Source organism: Nostoc sp. (assembly GCF_036917135.1).
Classification (GTDB): domain Bacteria; phylum Cyanobacteriota; class Cyanobacteriia; order Cyanobacteriales; family Nostocaceae; genus Nostoc.
Genome location: NZ_JBALEA010000002.1, coordinates 1 through 21,955, shown reverse-complemented (window position 1 = coordinate 21,955; position 21,955 = coordinate 1). Strand labels below are relative to the sequence as shown.

Sequence of the window (21,955 nt, the reverse complement as noted above, 5' to 3'; positions counted from 1 at the left end):
TACTCCGATTCGGGTTAAACCTCCATCCAAGTGCATTTCCCAACTGGGAAACACCCGAATTCTCAGATGTGCGAGATTAGTTAACCATACTAGGTTAGCATATTCTGAAGAGTTGTAGTTGGTTGACAGAGTGATGGCGAGAAAATAGCGCTGCCCACTCAACAATTAGGCAGCGCTATCTTTTTAGTGATGAAAATCTTGGTGTTTTAAAGGTCTACTGGCGGTCTTCTTGATCCTTGGGTTGGGATTTTTTTCGCCGTTGTTCAACCTGATCGTCAATAGTTTCTCTCATTTTGCGATCGGCAGCATCCATTGCCGAATACTTAAAGCGGTTGATTATGCCACTGAAGAAGTTGCTAAAGAATCTTTCAATCTCTTGCATAATTTAATACCTCGGTATTTAAAGGTAAATTCTTGACTTTACATTGGTCTTGGACTTTCTAGTGGAAGTGGCAAATAAAACGCTAACCAGTTATGGAAGTATTTTTTAGTCTCTTAGCGTCTCTAAGTGCTTAAAAGGCTGGCGGTTTATTTATCCTTTGAACAGTTTTGCTTGGGAATGACTGTATAAAACAGTATTCTCAATAAAATCATTATTGTTGAGAGTTATGAGATTAAAACGCTCTGGACGTTTATATATTGTATTCTCTCCAAGGTAATAAATGTGTCTTTGACACAGGTAACAAATTGTCTACTTATTTGTAACAGTTTTCAGATTTCACAGCAACTTACTGGTTAGTACCATTGGTGCGATTTATACGACTAACTGTTAAGTGACGCAACTTATAGAATTACTCAATAGTATCGGGATAAATTCAGTTGCTCTCTATCCTTTTGTGTTTAGGTCATGGTTTTAAAATCAGTGCTACGAAATTATTCTAGAACAACTCTACTTCTTCCTAACTTGAGATGTGCAAGTGTTGCAAAATATAACTAGATAATTCACAAAATCCTTCGCCTTCGGCAGCAGTGGTAATGTAAGCAGGGTGATATTTCAACTGATTCAGGTATTCCAGCACGTTGGCCACACCTACAGAAAGAGGAAAATAACGATCATTAAATAAACTTTCATCATTGGGGCTATCACCAACAGTGACAATTTGTTCTGGGGAATACTGGGGCAAATATTCGCGCAATAGTTGCAACAATCCCACAGCTTTATCTTGCCCTTGGGGTTTAATGTGACACTGCACATTGCTACAGGTAAATCCCCAACCCATTTGTTGACAGAGATTATCTAGGGTTTGTAGTTCATCTTGACTCAAACCAGCGACATCAAAAGTCCAGTCAGTGATGCGAAAGCGGTTATCAGCAGATTCTTGGATTTGGGGAAATTTAGTTTGTAAGTTCTCAAAAGTCGTAGCCAAGTGCTGGCGATGTTGAGCTAAATCGGCAATGGGTGTTATAATTACTGGTTTTTGGTTTTCAGAGGGAAAGTACAAACCGCCATTTTCTGCGTAGGCGTAGCCCGCCGTAGGCATCGCACCTGCTACTGGCATCATCGCACTCAATCCACTCACCCAGCAGAACGTCCGGTGACAATCATTACTTTAATGTCAGCTGCGGCTAAATCCTCTAAAGCTTGCAGCAGTGCGGGAGTAAATTTTCCTCGTCTAGTCAGGGTGCCATCCATATCTGTGGCTATCAGACGAATATGAAGAAAGCTTGTACTTTAAATCTCAGACAGGTTAGGGAGGCTGAAATGTCTGGACATAGGCGGTTTGTAAAAAGCTGTAAAAAATATCCATAATACAGCAATATGGGATTGAATATTTGGGCATCCTAAACATCAGGAGTCAAGTTTTTCAGTTTTACAACCATGCCCACTTCGATGTTTCTTGCCCAAAACCCCGTGCCAAAGACTAAAAAGGCATCCCACGAAGTGCCAGCAAGTAATCCTCAAATACCAGTATTGTTGCTGGCAACTTCTGGAGGACTGGCTTTAGTGGTGATTGCTTTGATTGTATATGGTAAGCTCCAGATGAATAAGCTGGAGAAAAAAATTAAGTTTGAACAATTCCGGGCGCGAGAATTAGAGAAAAAGTTTAAGCTGGCGCTGGAAACAATTCGCAAAATGGAAACTAATCCGGATTTGGTCAACTCACGGGATTTTAACCTGGATTATCTGCGAATGCGGATGTCAGAGGAGGTGTTTCATTTTGCAATCCTGAATCAAGTGAAGATTCAGATCAAAGAAAAAATTTCTCAAGCCCTGCGTCCAAATCAAGCCCAACAAGGATCAGTCGGAATTGCTAATAGCACTGGACGGCAAATAGATGAAATTTTTGATGTCGAGTATGAAACTGGTAGTCCTGGGAACTCTGCTAAACGAGTGCTGTTTCGCATTCAAGTTAGGTTAATGAAGTTACCCACGCAAGCAACTTCTGCAACTATTAGTCAAATTATTGACTGTATAGAAACTTACCTAAGCCCCATAGAAGGCGAAGATAGTTGGCAACCAATAATTCAAGGGCGAATTGCTACTATGCATTGGGATCAAAAGGCTAAACCTACGCCTTTACTGGTGCTAGAGCAATCGAATGAAGGGGTGAATGTGACTTTTCGTACTAGTCGCCAACCAAATACCCCAACTCCGCCCAAGTCACCTGGAATTAAAAAATCAGGCTCGGCTAGACAATAAATTATTGGTCATTGGTCATTAGTTATTGGTCATTCACAAAGGACAAAGGACAAAGGACAAAGGACAAAGGACAAAGGACAAAGGACAAATGACTAAGGACTAAAATCATGACTGAATAGCTGCATTTGGGGAATTACGGGTTAAAATACCATCTTCCATTTCGATGATGCGATCGGCTATGTCTAAAATGCGGTTGTCATGTGTCACTAATAAGATAGTAGTTCCCTGGTTTTTGGCTAGGCTCTGCATTATTTCTACAACATCGCGTCCTGATTGTTTGTCTAATGCTGCTGTCGGTTCGTCTGCTAGCACCAGTGGGGGACGATTCACTAGGGCGCGGGCGATCGCAATTCTTTGTTTTTGTCCACCAGAAAGGTTGTCTGGATAGTAATCAACTCGTTCTTCTAGACCAACTGACCCCAGCATGGCTTTTGATTTAGCCACTGCTTCTGTTTGAGAAATATTATTATTCAATTCTACCGCCATTTGCACATTTTGCTTGGCTGTTAAGAAGCCTAGTAAATTATGAGCTTGGAAAATATAACCAATGTTGCGTCGCATCTGTACCAATTTGTTTTGACTGACGCCAACCAGTTCTTCATCTAAAAATTTTAAACTTCCCTCTTGTACAGACCGCAAGCCACCAATTAAGCTCAGTAATGTTGTTTTACCTGAACCTGATGGCCCGGTCATAATGACAATTTCACCCGAATAAATTTCGAGGTTTATGTCAAATAATATCTGTTTTCTCAGTGCGCCTTTGCCATAGTAGTGATTGAGATTTTTAATGGCAATTACAGGTTCTTGTCTCATCATAAATTTGTTAGCTATAAGTGAGAATATTTGAAAGTTAACTCTAGCGAATACCAAAGACAACCTTTTCTTAATTAAGAATTCTATCTGAGAATTATTAACAACATCTTTTAATTAATATTCAATTAATTAAAATATATCTGCTGGATCAGCAGAACGTAATTTTCTAACTGCGATCGCACCGGAAATAATACACATCATTATCGTCAAGAACAACACCATTACCGCCCGATCAAAGCTCATGAAAACTGGTAGAAGTGTTGCATCTCTGGCACTTTTATACATAAATAAAGCAAAAATAATTCCAGGAAAATATCCTAACACTGCTAATAATAAAGCCTCCTGAAGAATGACTGTCAATAAATAGTTTTGTGTATAACCTATTGCCTTGAGAGTAGCGTATTCAGCTAAGTGATCTGCAACTTCTGTATAAAGAATTTGATAAACAATCACAGTCCCCACAATGAAACCCATGACAGTCCCTAATGTGAAAATAAATCCAATGGCTGTACTATTTGCCCAATAATTCCGCTCAAAATCGATAAATTCTTGCTTAGTTAAAACATTTACCTCATTAGGTAAATACTTTCGTAGCTCTTGGGCAACAACGTTAGCATCTGCTCCCGGTTTTAATCTAATTAACCCAATATCAATTAATCCTTTTTGACGATTGTTGAATATTCGTAGAAAGTTTATATCACTTGTAATTAAATTACCATCCGCACCAAATGATGCACCTAATGTAAATAGTCCTTCTACTTTAATTCTGCGTCTTCGTACTTCTGCTGTTACAGTCTTTCCTTGGTCATAATTAGCAGCAATTGGGCCATATTCTACCCGAGAAGAACGGTCAAATAGAACTACATCAGGTAGTTTCAGCTTATCTAAATTCTCCTGAACTCCAGGTAAGTTAACTATGTTAGTTTCTGGGTTCATTCCATATATCAGGATACTACGAGGGCGGCCTGTGACAGGATTTTTCCAGATTGTAAAGTCCAAATATATCGGATGTACTGATTGGACTGCGGGTAACTCTAAAGCTTTATATAACCGTCGTTGAGAAAAACTTCTCATCGCCAGGATAGCGCTAGATTGACTGTTAATTAAAACAATATCGCCTTGCAAGCTGTTATGAAATCGAACGTTACTATAATACAGAGCATCCCGGAAGCCGAGTTGCATAAACATCAAGATATCAGCGAAACCAATTCCCGCTAAAGCTACAGCTAGGCGAGTTTTTTCTCTGGTTAGTTGTAGCCACGACAGAGGGATTTTTTGAGTCATTTTAAGCGATCTTAGATTTTTTATTGAATCAATTAAGTGATACCAACCTAATTAGTTATTAATTTCGACAACAACTTTCGCGTAAGTTAAACCAGAAACTTTCTGGCTATCTGCTGGCGGTAGAGCAATTTTCACTTCTACAACTCTGGCATCCACATCTGCTGCTGGATCTGTATTCAGCACATCTTTTTTGCCAATTTTTCTGCCAATTTCAGTGACAGTTCCCTTTAATTCGCCGCTAAATGCTTCATTATCGCTGGTGATAGTGGCGTTTTGACCAATACGTACTTTACCAATACTGTCTTCGGGGACTTCTGCGATCGCAAACATTTGGCTGGTTTGGCCAATTTCAGCAATGCCATTTGCACCGATGGCTTCGCCTGATTTGGTGTAAACCTTTAAAATCTCTCCAGAAATTGGTGCTTGAACGTAGCTTAACCTCAATTCTGCTTCGGCTTTTCTGACATTTGCGATCGCATTACTAACTTGAGCTTGGGCTACTTGCACATCGGTAGGACTAACATCTAAAATTTTGCTCAGTTTGGCCTTTTCTTCATCGATTTGTCTTTGCAAAGTTCCTAAAGTTTTGTCTCGGTTAACTTTGGCTTCGATTAACTGCTGTTGTAATGTTGCTAAATTTTGGATTTGGTTAGCTCTAGCCTCAGCAAGTTGCTGTCTCAGGGTTGCCAATGTCTGCTTTAGGGTAGCTTGGCTTTCAGCCACCTGTTGATTAGAAGTTACTGCACTCAAGCGTCTAGTATCCCGCTCTTGCTGAGAAATTGCACCTTCTTTGTATAAAAAATCATAGCGTCCAGCATCGACTTGGGCATTGCGCTGTTGGGCTTGGATACGTGTAAGCGTTGCTCTCAAAGTTTCTCTTTGCCCACTGAGTTCAGCTTCTAAGCGATTCACAGTTGCTTGTTGAACAAGTTTATCACCACTTAACTGGGCTGCAATCCGAGCGATCGTTGCTTGTTGACCATCTCTTTCTCCAAGAAACTGCGCTTGTAAGCGAGCAATAACTGCTCTTTGAGCTTGAATATCTCTTGGAGATCCGGCTCTGACTTGCGCTAAATTCGCACGGGATTCTTGCACTTTGGCTTTTGCCTCTTCTAGTGCGGCTATTTGGGTATCGCGGTTGTCTAAAATTGCCAGAATTTGACCTTGCCTTACCTGTTCACCCTCTCTCACCAAAAGTTGCTGAATTCGTGACGATGGTGCTAATCCTGATGATGGGGCGGACAATTTCACAACTTCGCCTCGCGGTTCCAAACGCCCTACAGCACTAATGCTATTGCTAGATGGCATTACGGGTGCAGATGTAGTTAGTTTTCTCAGTTGCTCGATTTTAGCTGTACCTAATATGCTAGCCGCGATTACTATTGGTACGGCTACAGCAATACCCCACCAAATCTTCGGTTGTTCACGATTAAGTGTTTGCTCACTTGGCTTTGGCTTTTCAGTCACCCTTGACATAATATGTTGCCCGTTTACCTGAATTGTGCTGATGGAAGTAAAAATAAAAGGGTTTTTAATCAACAGCCAGCCGCTTAGGACAAACAACAGTGGTTTAAAGCTGGGTATGGCTTAAAATCCATTGCGTGATGAACGCTCAATATAGCTTTACAAAATGGTCTTTTCTATAGTGTTTCTCGTTTGTATGCAATACACTTTGACCCCACTTCCATTCCTCTCTCCTAAAAGGAGAAAGGCTTTGAGGCTTACTCCCCAACGCTAGTAAGAAAGGGGCTGTTCTTGTTAGATCTGTATTGAAACGGAGAAACGCTATAGTAGCTGGCTATTCAATAACTCTGAGTATTATTGAGACATGAGTGCAATGGGAGTGAACAGAATTCACAAGCAGTATGAATCCAGATGTAGAGGTGCGATATATCCCACCTCTACACAAAATCCCAAATTAGTATGATGCGGTACTTTACTGCTACATTCATTACGGCTACAGTTAGTTACAAAATTGAAAAGAAACATCAAAAATAGATTGTTGCCTTTGTTGGATACAATCTTGCTAGAAAATTGAGTCTTCCTTAAGTCAATCAATGATTAACTAACTAAAAATATCTGTTCACCCTGAGCGAAGTCGTTGGCGCAGCCTCTCGTAGAGAAGGGTCAACTTGAGCATTCTTAACATCAGAGTTTCCTTAACTTTTTGGTCAATGAGTTAGCTGTCTCTAGTTGCTTGTATCTACCAAGACAAGAAACCATTTTGTGATATTTGCTTTAAAGACCTTACTACTCTCTCGGTTGCTGCTTTGGGACTCCATTAAACTCTCGTTGAATGAATTCTACATTTATCCGTTACGCGAAAACGTAACGGAGCCTACAGATGGGGGAAATGGGAGTCTCGCAAACCAAGCAACCAAGCAAAGGTGAACCCCCCAGCATTAAGAAAACAAAAGATCACAATGTTGGTTGTTGCTAAGTCTATTAATACCAATTTTTTATGAAGCTGCATAGAATTCGATCCCCCCTAACCCCCCTTAATAAGGGGGGTTAGGGAAAACATCTATCAAAGTCCCCCTTTTTAAGGGGGATTTAGGGGGATCAAGATATGTGCAACTTCACATTAAATTGGTATAAGTCCCGGATAACTTGAGGTCTTTTTTTATTTCAAACATCACGGCTAAATTGCATCTTGATATTTGTTCATTCTTTATTGGATTGTTTGGCGGATATCTTCCCAATCTGGAACAGTCATTTCTGTTGCATTCCCAGAGTTTAATCCTTCCAGAAGCATTGTTTCTAGACGTTCTTGAGCTACTCGTTTTTGATCTTGTCGCACTAATTCACGAAAATATTCGCTAACACTGCTATAACCACCTTGAGCTACCTGTTCTTCTATATAAGCTCGCATAATGTCAGGTAAGGAAATATTGATACTTTTCACAAGTGTTAGTTTTTGAATCTGTTTTTCTACGTTATGGCAGTTTTTGCCATTTTCTGCAATTGGACAGAAGATGTTAAGTAAGTGGGCGTGAATAATTAAAGGTTTGTAGTAAGGGCTTCAGCCCTTAAAATAGGGCTAAAGCCCTTACTACAAGCTAATTTAATTAATTTTGCATTACGTAACATAGTTTTATTTATTGTTGTTGCCTACTTACTTATTAGGGATTGAACTGATAATGCTGGGTTAGGGACAGCATTATACAGCCTACAGGACTAACTAATGTTGAGTTTCTAAGGCAGAGTCCAGTTTTCTAGTTTTAATCCGGTTATGCGTTCGTAATGACGAGTATTGTTTGTTACTAAAGTGTAATTTTCTGCAACTGCAACACTAGCAATTAGTAAATCAAATTCAGCAATTGTTTGTCCTATTCTACGGAGTTCTGCCTTTAATTCACCATACTTTCTCAGAGCAGGATTAGTTAAAGGTACAACGGGTAAGTTTTGAATAAAGTCTTCTGCATTACTTAAGTTTTCTGAAACTCGATTAGAATTGTATGCACCATAATACAATTCAGCAGCAGTGATGACACAAATGCATACTTCATCCCATCCGACTGCTAATAATTTATCTCTGACTGGGTGACGACCGTTAAGCCAATAAATACACGTATCAGTGTCGAGTAAATAGTTCACAAGCTATAATTGCGTAGGCGTAGCCAGCCCTAGGCATCGCTTATAGTACGACTTGAATATATTTCATCAACAATTTCTTCTGCGGTGCGTGTATCTTCCCAGCTTCCAAAGGTTTGTAAAAAACCTTCTGATGCATTGGGTTTTGGCTGCTCCTCAGATGAGAGAATGATTTCATTCACTATCAATTGATTTGCTTCTGGAACTCCTAATTTTTTGGTTTCCTCTTTAGCTATAACCATAATTTGCATCAACGTTATAGCCTGACGCAAAACATCACTTTTACTGCCACCTATTTTTTTTGCTAGTTCGTCTAGTATCTGATTTAGTTCAGGTGACAAATCTAAATTTAAGCGAACCATCTTTTGAGTGTTAGTCATGGTTCCATCCTTGTGTAAAATCTTAAGTACATTATAGTTTGCTGAGGCTGTAAGATTAACAGCGATAATTCAAGAATTTCAGAGGGGTATTTTGACTAATATAATGATGCTTCTATCTGTGTTCATTTGTTTTCGAGGAATTCATCAACTGTAATTCCTGCCTGTCGAATCAAACTTCTAAGTAACCCAGGTGCTAATTCCCGATGATTGGGAATTGATAAAGTTGGTTTTGATTCACACCAAAGTATTATATGGCTTCCCGTTTGGTGATCTAATACATAACCAAACTTTTCAAAAATCTTGACAGCTTCTTTACCGGAGATATTTGATAAACGTCCCATTTATACTACAACTTCCCCGATAAACACTTGCGATTCTTTAACAATATAAGGTTTGCCATGTTTCGCTTGAACATGGAGATATCCCGTAATGGCATCTTTAATATTTTCGATTGCCTCATCTAGTGTTTTGCCTTGACTCACGCAACCTGTAAGTTCAGGAACTTCAGCAATATAACCTTCATATTCTGAATCAAAAGTAAAAATTACTTGAAATTTCATAATAAATTAATCTTGGATCTTTGAGGTCTAAAATAAATATAACGCTCAAATCATAAGTTTGTTACTTCATCCCATTGCTAGAAGAGAAAGTGTGCGATCGCGGCTGATGAATTTATAATGGCATACAGCCAAATAATATTTTAATATATGACCTAGTTTCATTAATAGTGGGCTATACTGTTGGCAAATAAAAAATAGGATAAAATTACCCAATATTACGTATATATACTGGTGAAAAATATAGTTATTAAAGAATAGAATCCCATATATTGAGTATTTTTAACAAAAAAGGATTGATTATGTCAGGGTCAGATAAAGCAAAAGAATATGTACAATCATCAAGAAATATCTTATCAACAATTTTGGTTCCAACCTCTTCTATTGCATGGGAAAGGGCTATCTATTCATTTGAACTTTATTCTAAAGCCATAGAAGCAGATCCAAGTTTAGCTGAAGCATATCTCGGCAGAGCAGGGTGTAGTCAATTATTTATGACTATGATTGTTGGTGGCTCTGAACTAATTAAAGAGTATGCACAGAAGCATATTAGTCTAGATAAAGAAAATACTCTTATTCAAGACCTCATTAAAGCTGAAAAACTTGGTAGCTATGAAGCAAAAAATCTACTAGAAAATGATCCCGATATTTCTCGGCTTAGGGCTATTTATAATCAGAGAAGTTCTTCTTCTAAAACTAGTACAAGTGTAGCTACTAACTCACAACAAGGAGACTGTTTTATTGCTACAGCTGCATATTCTTCTACAGAACACCCTGATATAAATACGTTTAGAGATTTTAGAGATAGTGTATTGCTCACTAACTTCATTGGAAGATTTTTAGTTGCCTACTATTACCAAATAGGCCCAATATTAGCTAAATATGTGAAAAAGAATAAAAGCATACAACTGATTTGTAGAAAATCACTATCTAAAATTGCTAGATTAATTAGACAAGAATAAAAGTTTATGTCTGTACGGATGGAAAATAAGAGATTGTTTATTTAGAGGTTAAATTATGAATGACATGGATAAGATTGTTACAGAAATTTACTATAGGCTCGTGCTGCGGATTAATCTAGGAGATAAAGAAGAGGGCGGAAACCTTACAGTAGATACTTATAACTTTGATCCTCATCTAGATAAGGGTGATATTGTAAAAATTGAAAATTGGAAAATTGGTGTCATAGACGAGGGAAAACAAGAAAATGAAAGCTTCTCATTTACAGCACAAGTCTTTGATATTGAGAAAACGGTTGTACGAAATAAGAGCTATAGAGTTGATATTATTTTAGAGTCACCTGATAGGGAAATAATAAAGCAGTTAGGAGATGCTTTAAGATCAAAGAATTCAGATAAATTGTTGGGTACGTGAGTAGAGTAATCCTATTTGAGTTGTGAAAGTTTCTTGTGTCTAAAAGTCTAATTTTATAAGGTTTATAGCCTTTATCACTTTTTACGGATCGATAACTTTTATATATTAACCCCCCACCCTGATAAACATTTAGATGGGGGGTAATATCTCTCTCTAACTTAATGCACTAACCCGATCGCCCTCTTTGTCAACGCCTCCGCAGTCAATCCATTAAACGCCATCAACTCGCCAGCACTGGCTGTAGTCTCCCCACGCTTCCATGCAAAGGTGTCACGCTTCGCTGTACTCCGTAACAGAATTGGTTCCAGCATCCCCGCCGCACCACCTGTCACCGCAATTAGCGCATCACCATCAAATAATTCGGCAAATTTCGCATCATCCAAGAAGCCGCCTTCAGGTTCAGAACAGGTATCCCACGCAGTATCATGGCTACGGTACAATTGCCGAGGATTGATAACAGTAACTATCTTCACGCCAATACCTTCAGTTTCTAAGAAAGCAGCAGCTTCAAATACGGGTATTAATGTTAGATCGCCAATGACAGCAAATACAACTTGTTTATCACCAGCGACTTCATGTAATAGCACTGCACCATCACGCAACCCTTGACGAGTTTGTTCTAAAGTTGTGCGAATTGGTAATGGCGTTTTACTTGCAGTAATCACAATTCCCTTATTCTTAGTTTTCAACGCCCACTCATAACAAGCTTGAATACTATTAGCATCAGGCGGAAATAATGGAAAAACATTTCCATTTCGCATCAACGAAGCAAAGTAAGCTTCAATTTCTGGACGTTGGTGAGTCCAACCGTTGCGCCCTTGCTCTAATGCGCCTGCTGTGAATAAAGTAATAGTCGAGGGAGTTTGACGGCGCAATTCTGCCATTGCTTGAGTCACAGTTTGCCAAATTGGTAATCCGTTGATGGCAAAAGATTCGTAAGAACACCACAAAGTTCTCGCACCCATTAACGCTAAACCGGCAGCTAAACCGGCACAAGCATCTTCACTCAATGGTTCGTAAACTTGTCCGTTTGGTGCTTGAAAATATAAGTCGTCGGTTGTGGGGTGGATAATCTTTAATGCTTGGTTGATGTTGGCAATTCCTGATGCTTCATTACCATCGGCGTTGGTAACAAGGAAATTCTGATCTTTATTTCCAACTATTCCTACCAACCGTCCCATTGCTGTTGTGGAAACTTTGGGTTCACCTCCAACTGCATATTCTTCTAAAGGTAATTCGCCTAATTCTGGTAATGGTAATTCAAATTCTGTAACTACAGTTTTTGCTGCTGGCCCACCACCTGCACGTTCGGCATTTGTTCTGACTAATTGCCAAGCTTCCGCAGACAAAGCACGGGTTTGCAATGCACTAATAATATGGGCTGCATCCAGCGTATCTTTAGGATAGAGGTTGTGAGATTTTGCACCCCGCGCATGGACTCCTGCACCTTTGAGTTGTTTAATAATGAAGACGGTAAGTTTACCACCCAGTGCAAAACGCGCTGCTTTATCTACACCCGAAAGTACTGCTTGGGTAAATGCTAGGCGTTTCTCAAAAGAAAAGGCGGTACTATCAACATAATCCCCTGGCTGGTTTTGATCGTCGAAATCTTTGGCATCCACTAACACCACTTCATCAAAACCGTTACCTTGCCAATATGCTTGCATCTGTTCGTTGGTTTTGAGGGAAACCATGCTGTGATGTTCTTGGCTGTAACCGTTCCACACCAACACCGGTAAGAAGTTGGTGACAGCAGGATAAGCTGTATGGAAATGCGCGATCGCACTTACAATATAAGGCTCACCCAATCCACCATCCCCAACTGTAAAGGGGAATAACTTATCTTTGTGCAACAGTGCAGCCGCCATTGCAAAGTGTTGCCCTTGTCCCAAAGGCCCCGCAGGTGCGAGAATACCAGGGATGAAACCAGAAAGGTGTCCTAATAATCCGTGCTTTTCTCGGAAGCGATCGCGCAATTCTTGGACTGTAAAAATTCCCATGTCCTCTAGGGAACGATCCAAGAACATGGCACTATAAAATCCGGGGGCGTGGTGTCCCACTTCGGTAATAATGTTCTTGTATCCCAGCATGACAAGAGATGCGTAAGCTTCTGCTTGGCTAGCGAATCCGCCGGGATGTCCAGAAGCCTTACTGCCGGTAACTTGCAAAGTCAGGTAGCGTAAGGCATCGGCAGCCAGTAAAGTTTGATATACAGCATTCGGTTCTGTGGGAGATGCGATCGCGATTTTGCCCGACTCTATAGCAGGTGTTGCACCAAAAGTTTCAAAATCTGGTAACGCTTTACCAAAATATTGAATCCCTTCAGAAAAATCGGGAAGCGCTGAAGATGCCTTTGGGAAGATTGCAGTCATGCTGAGTACCTTGTGACGATGAGGTGAAACTGTAGATGCTCGTTGAATTTAACCAAAATTTTACATCTTTCAGGTTGTAACAGTTTATTGCTTTTTTGCAACCTCAGTATAAGTAACTTCAATCAACAAAAATTTATGAGTTTCAGTTAGTTAAAGTAGAAACAATACATAAAGTAACAAAAGAATTTTATGAAATTACCAAATGGCCCCCAAAGCCCAGCACTTTTACAGATGCTACGCTGGATTACCAGCCCCATGTCATTTATGGAAACTTGTGCCGAAAGATATGGGGACATGTTCACTGTCAGGTTAGTAAGCAAATCTCCGCCATTGATATTTGTCAGTAACCCGGAAGTGCTAGAACAGATTTTGACAAACGATACCAAGGCGTTAGAAGCACCTGGTGATAGAAATCGGGTGTTTGAATCTTTACTTGGTAAAGGTTCTGTGATGACCATCAGTGGTGCGGAACACCAACGCCAACGGCAGTTGTTATTGCCACCCTTTCACGGTGAAAGAATGCGAAGCTATAGTCAAATAATTAGTGATATTACCGAGAAAGTCATTAGCCAATACCAGATAGGGCAACCCTTTAATATCCGGTCTGCTGCCCAAGCTATTACCCTGCGGGTGATTATGCAAGCTGTCTTTGGGCTAGATGAAGGGCCACGCGCCGAAAAATTACAGCATTTTTTGGGTGAAATGCTGGAAAAAGGAAGTTCTGTGTTAAGTGTCGCTTTGCTTTATTTTCCAGCTTTGCAAAGGGATTTTGGCCCGATTAATTTCTGGGGAAAGCAGATGCGCCGACAGCAGGATGCTGACAAACTTATATACGAAGAAATTCAGGAACGTCGAGAACAACCAGATCCATCACGCACAGATATCCTCAGCTTACTCATGGCTGCTAGAGATGAAGCAGGTCAACCCATGACCGATGAAGAGTTACGCGATGAATTAATGACTCTGTTGTTAGCAGGCCACGAAACCACAGCAACAGCGATCGCATGGGCATTTTACTGGATTCACAAAATACCATCAGTACGCCAAAAGTTACTGCAAGAACTAGATGGCCTGGGTGATAACCCTGACCCTAGCGCCATTTTTAAATTACCCTACCTCAACGCTGTTTGTTCCGAAACCTTGCGAATTTACCCAGTAGCGATGCTGACCTTTCCCAGAGTAGTCAGAATACCTCTATCTCTGGGTGGCTACGAACTTGAACCAGATACAAGCGTTATTGGTTCAATTTATTTGACCCACCAAAGAGAAGATTTATACCCGGAACCTAAGCAGTTTAAACCAGAACGCTTTTTAGAACGGCAATTTTCTCCTTATGAATACTTGCCCTTTGGAGGTGGTGCAAGGCGCTGTATTGGTTTAGCATTTGCCCAGTTGGAAATGAAGCTAGCACTTGCTAAAATCCTTTCTAGCAGGGAATTAGAACTAGTTAATAATGGTGACGTGCGACCTAAACGCCGTGGTTTGGTCACAGGGCCAGATCGTCCCATTCAGATGATTGTCACCAGTCAACGTCAGGTGAAGTCTTCTGTTTTACAGACAAGCACTGTTTGATGGTTGCGTTTCGCAAATTTTCAACTTCCATCTATTCCTCGTTCCCAGTCTCCGACTGGGAATGCATTCATTGAGTCTCTGACTCAATGCCAGACCGGAGGCAGCAGCCCCAACGAGGGACATTCCCATGCTCTGCATGGGAACGAGATAGAGGAGAGAACAATGGAAGGGAAGGGGAGTAAGATTCAAAGCTCTCCTTTTAGGAGAAAGGTTTGGAGTGAGATCAAAATCTATTGCATATAAACGAGAAGCGCTATATCTATTTAGATAGATTTTAAACTTAATGAATAATTAATTAAAAGAGTTTGCAATCGCTGCATAACGATCGCAGTCTTATTTATAAATCACAAATTACCTATACCCCAATATAGATTTACTCTCCAGAATTAGCCTTTACAGTTACGAGTAAGAGGACATTTAGGAGATTACAAAATCATGCCTGATGAGCATCGATTGGAAGAGAAATTTATATCCCAGGAAGCTGAAAAAAGAATATCCGAAAAGCTAGATGAAGTCGAAAAAATCGAAATAGATGTAAAAACAGATTTGTTGAAAATAGCTCAGGGACAGGCGGATGGAGTTTCAATTGCAGGTCAAGGATTAGTGATCCAAGAAGGCATTCGCGTACACGAAATCAAACTGCAAACCGATAGTATTGCCATCAATCCCTTCAGCGCTCTTTTTGGTCAAATAGAACTCAATCAGCCGGTAAATGCTATAGCTCGGATTATACTCACAGAAGTAGATATTAACCGTGCCTTGGCATCAGACTTTGTTCGCAGTCAGATAGAAAACTTGGAGTTGAATGTAGATGGTGAAATTGTCAGTTTTCAGCCGCAGCAAATTCAGGTATTTTTACCTGGTGATGGCAAAATAGAATGTAGGGGAAAAGTGCTGTTAAAGGAAATGGGAAATACTCGCACTTTAGCTTACACTGCGATCGCCCGCCCACGTACTCATTCACAACCCGCAATGCTGGAGAGTTTTAACTGCACTGAAGGAGAGGGGATTTCAATAGAATTAGTTACAGCATTCATGCAAAAAGCTAAAGAATTGATGAATCTACCATATTTTAAATGGGAGGATATAACGTTTTCTATTAAAGATATAAAAGTAGAAATTGGTAGTTTAATAGTTATGGTAGAAACTCAAATGAAGCAAATACCATCATCGTCAGATATATTATCTCCTTAGTAGTATTGACAGGAATGAATGATAATTTTTGTAACTAGGGAGTGATGTAAATTTAGTAAAACGTTTGTAAGATTTGTTAAAGATACTTGTTTCTAAATTACAACTATGCAAGAGTATGATGTTGTGCTAATCGGTGCTGGACACAATGGACTAGTTTGTGCGGCTTATTTGCTCAAAGCTGGTTATAGCGTTCTGTTACTAGAAAAGCGTTCTGTACCAGGTGGTGCAGCAACAACTGAAGAGTGTTTACCCCAAGAAGCTCCAGGGTTTAAATTTAATTTGTGTGCTATTGACCATGAATTTATTCACTTAGGGCCAGTTGTTGAAGAATTAGAACTAGAAAAATACGGCTTGCATTATTTGGAGTGCGACCCAGTTGTTTTCTGTCCTCATCCTGATGGCAAGTATTTCTTAGCACATAAGTCAGTGGAAAAGACTTGTGCAGAAATTGCTCGTTATAGTGAACGCGACGCCAGAAAATATGCAGAATTTGTAGACTTTTGGCAGCGATCGCTAGGTGCAATGATTCCGATGTTCAATGCACCGCCAAAGTCAATTATAGACATCCTTGGTAACTATGACATCACAAAACTGAAAGATTTATTTTCGGTTATTGGTTCTCCAAGTAAAACGCTGGACTTCATTCGCACCATGTTAACCAGCGCTGAAGATTTAGTTAACGAGTGGTTTGATGAGGAATTTCTGAAAGCGCCACTAGCCAGACTAGCATCAGAACTGGGTGCGCCGCCATCACAAAAAACCCTTGCTATTGGTGCAATTATGATGGCAATGCGTCATAATCCGGGGATGGCCAGACCTCGCGGCGGAACTGGCGCACTAGTGCAAGCTTTGGTGAATTTAGTCACAAGTAAAGGTGGCGTTATTCTCACAGATCAGCACGTTGAAAAAGTTTTAATTGATGATGGAAAAGCTGTCGGTGTGCGGGTTGCTGGTGGTAAAGAATATCGCGCTAAATACGGGGTTATTTCTAATATTGATGCCAAGCGCTTGTTCTTACAAATGACAGATAAAAGCGATGTTGATGGAGCCGATCAAGATTTATGGGAAAGATTAGAACGCCGCATCGTTAACAACAACGAAACCATCCTCAAGATAGATTTGGCTTTAGACGAACCATTGCACTTTCCAAACCACGATCACAAAGATGAATATCTCGTCGGTTCTATCTTGATTGCAGATTCCGTGGCTCATGTAGAACAGGCTCATAGCAAATGTACCTTGGGAGAGATTCCTGATGCTGACCCATCAATGTATTTGGTGATGCCTAGTTATTTAGACCCCACATTAGCACCACCAGGTAAGCACACGCTATGGATTGAGTTTTTTGCCCCTTATCAAATTGCCGGCGCAGAAGGCACTGGTTTAAAAGGTACTGGTTGGACAGATGAATTGAAAAACAAAGTTGCAGATAGAGTAATTGATAAGTTGGCAGACTACGCACCAAATGTTAAGAGTGCAACTATCGCCCGTCGTGTAGAAAGTCCAGCAGAACTAGGAGAAAGATTAGGTGCGTACAAAGGGAATTATTACCATATTGACATGACCCTAGATCAGATGATCTTTTTCCGTCCCTTGCCAGAAATAGCGAACTACAAAACGCCAATTGATAATCTATTTTTGACTGGTGCGGGGACTCATCCAGGTGGTTCCATTTCGGGAATGCCGGGACGCAATTGTGCGCGTGTGTTTTTGCAAGCAAAACATCCCATTAGCCAAACTTTGAAGGATGCGCGGGATTCCATTAAATCAACTGTCGAGTCGGTGTTTGGCATTAGTTAAGCTTATATAGCAATCCTAAATCATTTGTGAAATATTTCTGTTGATTCTTGTCTCTGTGCCACTGTGGTTAGTTAAAAACAGTAATTTTCACAACTCAGACAGGATTGCTATAGCTACTCTAACTAGGGATTGAACGGTGCTACTAATGTAAAAGTGGCATCATTTAAAAACACAATATCAGTGCTGTACGGGTCAATATATAGCTCAAAGTTTTTGTGGCGTATATAGTAAGTAGGAAAATTATATGAGCTAAAAGAAACATTTGTTAAACTTGCTAAACCTGGTTTTATACAAAAGGTTGCATCATTTCTGAACAGCGCAGTATTGTCATTAGCATCTAATCTAATTCTAAAATTCTGATGTCTTAAGTAGTATCCAGGGAAATTTGAGGATTCAAATGAAACACAGTCAGAAGACGCTAACCCAGACTTTACTGTAAATCTTGCGTCTGCTCTGTCTAGAGAATTTGAAATCGGACTAATTTCGCCAAGGAAATTGCGATGACGAATATAGAAGGTAGGAAAATTAAATGATCGTATTGAAACAGTTGATTCAACAGGAGTTGATTGTGCAGTTGCCGGATTAATTGATGTATAATTAGGAAGCACTGATAGGGTTAATGCTAGTGCAAAGAAACTTTTTTTCATGGTTACAATCCTTTAGATTCTATTTGCAACAATGCTTTTAGTTGAAATTTAGTTTTAGTACAACTTTGCGTAAAATTGTCACATTTTTACAGCAGTTTTCATGTATTTGAACCACATCTGTCGTAGGGGCACAGCATGCTGTGCCCCTACCGCGTGGTCTATTTACCTGAAAATAGCTGTAAACGCAGAGGAGCGCAAAGTAAACGCAGACTAATGCAGAACTTTACCTAATTTAATTCGCTAGGAATTAATGAAATATTATATTTAGTTGCTGTCTGCATTAAAACTAATCTAAATTAAACTCTATAAAAGTAAATGTTACGTAAAAATCTGTTTAGATTAAAGTTAAAGCCTGAAGAAAGTCTCAGAACGCACCCTCGTTAATTAAAATTCATATATGTTTGACACTACAGGAAAAGTTAACACTCAGAAAGTCTTGGAATATATTAATGATCCACATCATGGCTGAATTTATTCAGCCTGTTCGCTTATATCCCCCGGCTAGAAGCACGGGGGCTTTAGGCATCAGGACTCGTAAACCTCAGTTTCATAGCTTTTGCACCGAGAGCATCCCAAATGTGCAAAAACCTTGATAGCCCTCATCCCCTAACCCCTTCTCCCAAAGATGGGAGAAGGGGAACTAGAATTATGTTTCCCCTCTCCCAAAGATCGGAGAGAGGCTGGGGGTGAGGAAAAAGATTTAAGCTTGCATTGGGATGCTCCCTTTTGCACCAGGTTGCTAAATGCATCTAGCTCTTAACAAATGTCCATTCCAGCACTTTGATAGGGGCTGATTGAAGTGCTTGAGTCAGTTCGGCGTTACTTTCAAATTTTACCTGCAATATGTCACAGGCTTCAACGTTGACCGTAAATTGTTTTTCCTGAAACGGCCAAGGTTTGACAGTAACCAACTGATCACGGCGCTGCATGATGTCGTAGCGCTCACCATCAGGCCCCTTGCTAATTTCTAAAAACCGCTCATCGGCAGGTAGTTCCTGCTGACAAAGAATGAGGGAAAGGCGATCGCACCATTGCATAAATGCATAGGCTGAATCAACTTCATCTTTTTTAATCCCCAGTTCGGAGCGCCAATGTTGCTGATTTTGAAGTTGCTCATCTAGGAAGTCATCAAATGCTGGAGACTTACCCCGGCTTGGCTCATTTAAACGGCTGATGTGCATGGAAATTAATAGAGCCACCCAGCGTCCCCGGTAGCGAGCATTCTTTGCCAAATTAGCTAATTTCTGAAAACCGTTATTTTGATCGTTATCTGTGTTGAGGGTGAAGTCCTTTGGCGCTCCTGCTTCGGTAAGGCTGTCCTCCTCCCACTCTTTTTCTAGGTCATCATGATGAGAAATTGCAGCTATTGTTTCATATAACCGTACTGGCGCATCTTGACGTTTCCAGTGTCCTGCCAGTTGAGCGGCTAACAAAGCATGGGCGCGATGGTAAATAACCTTCCAACCATAAGGTGTAGCGTTGACAATCACAAATCAATGTCCTTTTTATTTTAGTGTCCATTGACTGCCATGATTTTACATCTGACTTGCGATATATCCTATGTCATAGCAATTCTATTTATGTCCGGCTCTAACCAGTTTGTGCTGAAATAGACCCTAAGCAATTGCTTTGTGTATATTTAGTATGATACTGTAATGTACGCTTTATTTTAATAAGCATCTGTGGGTTGTCAACAAAGTTCTTTCTGAAAAAATTAAGTAAATTAATGGCTGAAAACTAGTGTATTTTGATAATACTCAAAAAACAAACGGACTTTAACATCATTTTATAAGTTTTGTAGGTACAGCATGGTTTTTCGGCGCTGCTTCGTTGCATCTAACTTAATAGTTTTCTTCGCATTTGGCTGTAGTAGTGGGGCAAACTCATCGATAGAAAATACTACACAAGTCGTCCAAGAAAATAATGTAACCCAACTTTTCATAGAAGCAAAGGCTACCCAAAAAGCAGAAGATTTCTTTCATCAAGGCAATCATTTATTAGATGGACAACATTATGAAGATGCCATAAAAGCTTATGATAAAGCGATCGCCATCAAAGTTGAGAATCCAGAAGCTTGGATTAACCGTGGTATAGCCTTAACATCGTTGCAACGCTACCAAGACGCGATCGCATCTTACGACAAAGCCATCGCCATCAAACCCGACAAAGATGAAGCCTGGTATAACCGTGGCATCGCCTTAACATCGTTGCAACGCTACCAAGACGCGATCGCATCTTACAACAAAGCCATCGCCATCAAACCCGACAAATACGAAGCCTTAATTAACCGAGGCATTGCTCTGACAAAGCTGCACCGCTACCAAGATGCGATCGCATCTTATAATAGAGCGATCGCCATTAAGCCGGATTTGCACCAAGCATATTACAACAAAGCTTGCTCTTATGCTTTACAAAGCAATCTAGAATTAGCAATTGAGAATCTAGACAAAGCAATCAAGCTTGTTCCTGATAAATATAAAAAATTAGCAAAAACTGACCCCGACTTTAACAAAGTGCGTAGTGAAAAGCAGTTTCAGGAATTACTGCAATAGTATTTTGTCATTACCACTCAGTGTAAAATATAAACTTGCTGTAGCAAGGATTTTTTCTTGAGCGGTTTACGATTAGACATGAAAAAATTGTTAATCACCGGAGCAAGTGGTTTTTTAGGATGGCATCTTTGCCAGCTTGCCAAACCAGAATGGGAGATTTATGGCACTTATTTATCCCATCCTTTAGAGATTCCTGATATGAAAATGTTAAAAGCAAACTTAACAAATTTTCAGGAATTGAAACGTATCTTTAATGATGTCAACCCAGAAGCAGTTATTCATACTGCTGCACATTCGCAACCAAATTTTTGTCAAACGAACCCCAAAGAATCACACGCAATTAACGTCATCGCATCCTGCAATATTGCCGGACTTTGTGCAGATAATTCTATTCCTTGTGCTTTTACCTCAACCGACTTAGTTTTTGATGGCTTAAATGCCCCCTATCAAGAAACAGATGCCGTGTGTCCTGTCAATCTTTACGGTGAGCAGAAAGCGATCGCAGAAGCAGATATGCTAGAAAGGTATCCCATGACCGCAGTCTGTCGGATGCCCTTAATGTTTGGTGCAGCAACACCCACAGCTAAAAGCTTTATTCAGCCATTTATTCAAACTTTAGAAGCCGAAGAAGAACTAAGTTTATTTATCGATGAATTTCGCACGCCCGTAAGTGGAACAACTGCCGCCAAAGGACTTTTATTAGCATTAGAAAAAGTTAACGGCATCATTCATTTAGGTGGCAAAGAGCGGATTTCGCGTTATGATTTCGGACAGATATTAGTGGAAGTATTTCAACTCCCCGCTAGCAGACTTAAATCCTGCCGACAACAAGATGTGAAAATGGCAGCACCTAGACCAGCAGATGTTTCTTTAGATAGTTCCAAAGCATTTGCATTGGGGTATCAGCCTTTATCTGTAAGGGAAGAATTGCAGGAATTAATCAATAGTCAATAACTAAGATTGTATTTCTTGTGTAACTAACCAGTGACGGAAGCTGGATTAAGCTTCTCAGGTCTCAAGATACTGAGATTTCTGAAGAGTAATGAGTAATGAGTAATAAGTAATAAGTAATAAGTAATGAGTAATAAGTAATAAGTAATAAGTAATAAGTAATAAGTAATAAGTAATAAGTAATAAGTAATAAGTAATAAGTAATAAGTAATAAGTAATAAGTA

At 40.0% G+C, this 21,955-nt stretch carries 20 protein-coding genes and 2 pseudogenes; 9 read left to right on the top strand and 13 right to left on the bottom strand.

The window, feature by feature from the left end; translation table 11 throughout:
- Positions 1-214 precede the first annotated feature (214 nt).
- Positions 215-382: a hypothetical protein gene (locus V7K50_RS00115; RefSeq protein WP_334956092.1), complete on the bottom strand. Its 168-nt coding sequence runs from the start codon at positions 380-382 to the stop codon at positions 215-217.
- A gap of 517 nt (positions 383-899) precedes the next feature.
- Positions 900-1,633, bottom strand: a pseudogene (locus V7K50_RS00110) (HAD family hydrolase).
- Between the two features lie 186 nt (positions 1,634-1,819).
- Between V7K50_RS00110 and V7K50_RS00105 the strand changes: the two are divergent.
- A complete protein-coding gene (locus tag V7K50_RS00105; protein WP_334956090.1) occupies positions 1,820-2,641 on the top strand; it encodes a hypothetical protein in 822 nt (273 codons plus the stop codon).
- A gap of 105 nt (positions 2,642-2,746) precedes the next feature.
- Here V7K50_RS00105 and V7K50_RS00100 read toward each other — a convergent pair whose 3' ends face one another.
- From V7K50_RS00100 to V7K50_RS00065, 8 genes are all read right to left on the bottom strand, one after another.
- Positions 2,747-3,457, bottom strand: a complete 711-nt coding sequence (locus tag V7K50_RS00100; protein WP_334956088.1) for a DevA family ABC transporter ATP-binding protein — start codon at positions 3,455-3,457, stop codon at positions 2,747-2,749.
- 126 nt (positions 3,458-3,583) lie between these two features.
- Positions 3,584-4,738, bottom strand: a complete 1,155-nt coding sequence (devC, locus tag V7K50_RS00095; RefSeq protein WP_334956087.1) for an ABC transporter permease DevC — start codon at positions 4,736-4,738, stop codon at positions 3,584-3,586.
- Positions 4,739-4,789: 51 nt separating this feature from the next.
- Positions 4,790-6,214 (bottom strand): HlyD family efflux transporter periplasmic adaptor subunit, encoded by a 1,425-nt coding sequence (locus tag V7K50_RS00090; protein WP_334956085.1) that lies wholly within the window; start codon positions 6,212-6,214, stop codon positions 4,790-4,792.
- A 1,195-nt stretch (positions 6,215-7,409) separates the two neighbouring features.
- Positions 7,410-7,643, bottom strand: a complete 234-nt coding sequence (locus V7K50_RS00085) for a type II toxin-antitoxin system ParD family antitoxin (protein ID WP_334956083.1) — start codon at positions 7,641-7,643, stop codon at positions 7,410-7,412.
- A 290-nt stretch (positions 7,644-7,933) separates the two neighbouring features.
- Entirely contained in the window at positions 7,934-8,335 is a 402-nt protein-coding gene (locus V7K50_RS00080) for a type II toxin-antitoxin system VapC family toxin (protein WP_334956081.1), read from the bottom strand.
- Positions 8,336-8,364: 29 nt separating this feature from the next.
- Positions 8,365-8,712: a CopG family transcriptional regulator gene (locus V7K50_RS00075; protein WP_334956079.1), complete on the bottom strand. Its 348-nt coding sequence runs from the start codon at positions 8,710-8,712 to the stop codon at positions 8,365-8,367.
- 122 nt (positions 8,713-8,834) lie between these two features.
- A complete protein-coding gene (locus tag V7K50_RS00070; protein WP_196527181.1) occupies positions 8,835-9,053 on the bottom strand; it encodes a type II toxin-antitoxin system HicA family toxin in 219 nt (72 codons plus the stop codon).
- Positions 9,054-9,272 carry a type II toxin-antitoxin system HicB family antitoxin gene (locus V7K50_RS00065; RefSeq protein WP_334956076.1) on the bottom strand — a complete coding sequence of 73 codons (219 nt, stop codon included), beginning with the start codon at positions 9,270-9,272 and terminating at the stop codon, positions 9,054-9,056.
- Between the two features lie 299 nt (positions 9,273-9,571).
- Here V7K50_RS00065 and V7K50_RS00060 point away from each other — a divergent pair, with 299 nt between their 5' ends.
- Positions 9,572-10,231: a CFI-box-CTERM domain-containing protein gene (locus tag V7K50_RS00060; protein WP_334956074.1), complete on the top strand. Its 660-nt coding sequence runs from the start codon at positions 9,572-9,574 to the stop codon at positions 10,229-10,231.
- 55 nt (positions 10,232-10,286) lie between these two features.
- The gene (locus V7K50_RS00055) at positions 10,287-10,643 is read left to right on the top strand and encodes a hypothetical protein (protein WP_334956072.1); all 357 of its coding nucleotides are present in this window, start codon (positions 10,287-10,289) and stop codon (positions 10,641-10,643) included.
- A gap of 158 nt (positions 10,644-10,801) precedes the next feature.
- On the opposite strand, the gene V7K50_RS00050 is transcribed toward V7K50_RS00055, so the two are convergent.
- Positions 10,802-13,015, bottom strand: coding sequence for a phosphoketolase (locus V7K50_RS00050; RefSeq protein WP_334956070.1), 2,214 nt, complete (start codon positions 13,013-13,015; stop codon positions 10,802-10,804).
- A 189-nt stretch (positions 13,016-13,204) separates the two neighbouring features.
- Here V7K50_RS00050 and V7K50_RS00045 point away from each other — a divergent pair, with 189 nt between their 5' ends.
- From V7K50_RS00045 to crtO, 3 genes are all read left to right on the top strand, one after another.
- Positions 13,205-14,587 carry a cytochrome P450 gene (locus V7K50_RS00045; RefSeq protein ID WP_334956068.1) on the top strand — a complete coding sequence of 461 codons (1,383 nt, stop codon included), beginning with the start codon at positions 13,205-13,207 and terminating at the stop codon, positions 14,585-14,587.
- 435 nt (positions 14,588-15,022) lie between these two features.
- Positions 15,023-15,781 carry an LmeA family phospholipid-binding protein gene (locus V7K50_RS00040; RefSeq protein ID WP_334956066.1) on the top strand — a complete coding sequence of 253 codons (759 nt, stop codon included), beginning with the start codon at positions 15,023-15,025 and terminating at the stop codon, positions 15,779-15,781.
- A 105-nt stretch (positions 15,782-15,886) separates the two neighbouring features.
- Positions 15,887-17,581, top strand: a complete 1,695-nt coding sequence (gene crtO / locus V7K50_RS00035) for a beta-carotene ketolase CrtO (protein WP_334956064.1) — start codon at positions 15,887-15,889, stop codon at positions 17,579-17,581.
- Between the two features lie 122 nt (positions 17,582-17,703).
- Here crtO and V7K50_RS00030 read toward each other — a convergent pair whose 3' ends face one another.
- Positions 17,704-18,228, bottom strand: coding sequence for an AbfB domain-containing protein (locus V7K50_RS00030; protein WP_334956062.1), 525 nt, complete (start codon positions 18,226-18,228; stop codon positions 17,704-17,706).
- Between the two features lie 388 nt (positions 18,229-18,616).
- Here V7K50_RS00030 and V7K50_RS00025 point away from each other — a divergent pair.
- Positions 18,617-18,697: pseudogene (locus V7K50_RS00025) on the top strand (IS200/IS605 family transposase); the annotation flags it as partial.
- A gap of 280 nt (positions 18,698-18,977) precedes the next feature.
- Here the strand turns inward: V7K50_RS00025 and V7K50_RS00020 are convergent.
- A complete protein-coding gene (locus tag V7K50_RS00020) occupies positions 18,978-19,718 on the bottom strand; it encodes a DUF3891 family protein (RefSeq protein WP_334956060.1) in 741 nt (246 codons plus the stop codon).
- A 318-nt stretch (positions 19,719-20,036) separates the two neighbouring features.
- Here V7K50_RS00020 and V7K50_RS00015 point away from each other — a divergent pair, with 318 nt between their 5' ends.
- Positions 20,037-20,780: a tetratricopeptide repeat protein gene (locus tag V7K50_RS00015; RefSeq protein ID WP_334956058.1), complete on the top strand. Its 744-nt coding sequence runs from the start codon at positions 20,037-20,039 to the stop codon at positions 20,778-20,780.
- Positions 20,781-20,858: 78 nt separating this feature from the next.
- Positions 20,859-21,734, top strand: a complete 876-nt coding sequence (locus tag V7K50_RS00010; RefSeq protein WP_334956056.1) for an SDR family oxidoreductase — start codon at positions 20,859-20,861, stop codon at positions 21,732-21,734.
- The last annotated feature ends 221 nt before the right edge of the window (positions 21,735-21,955 follow it).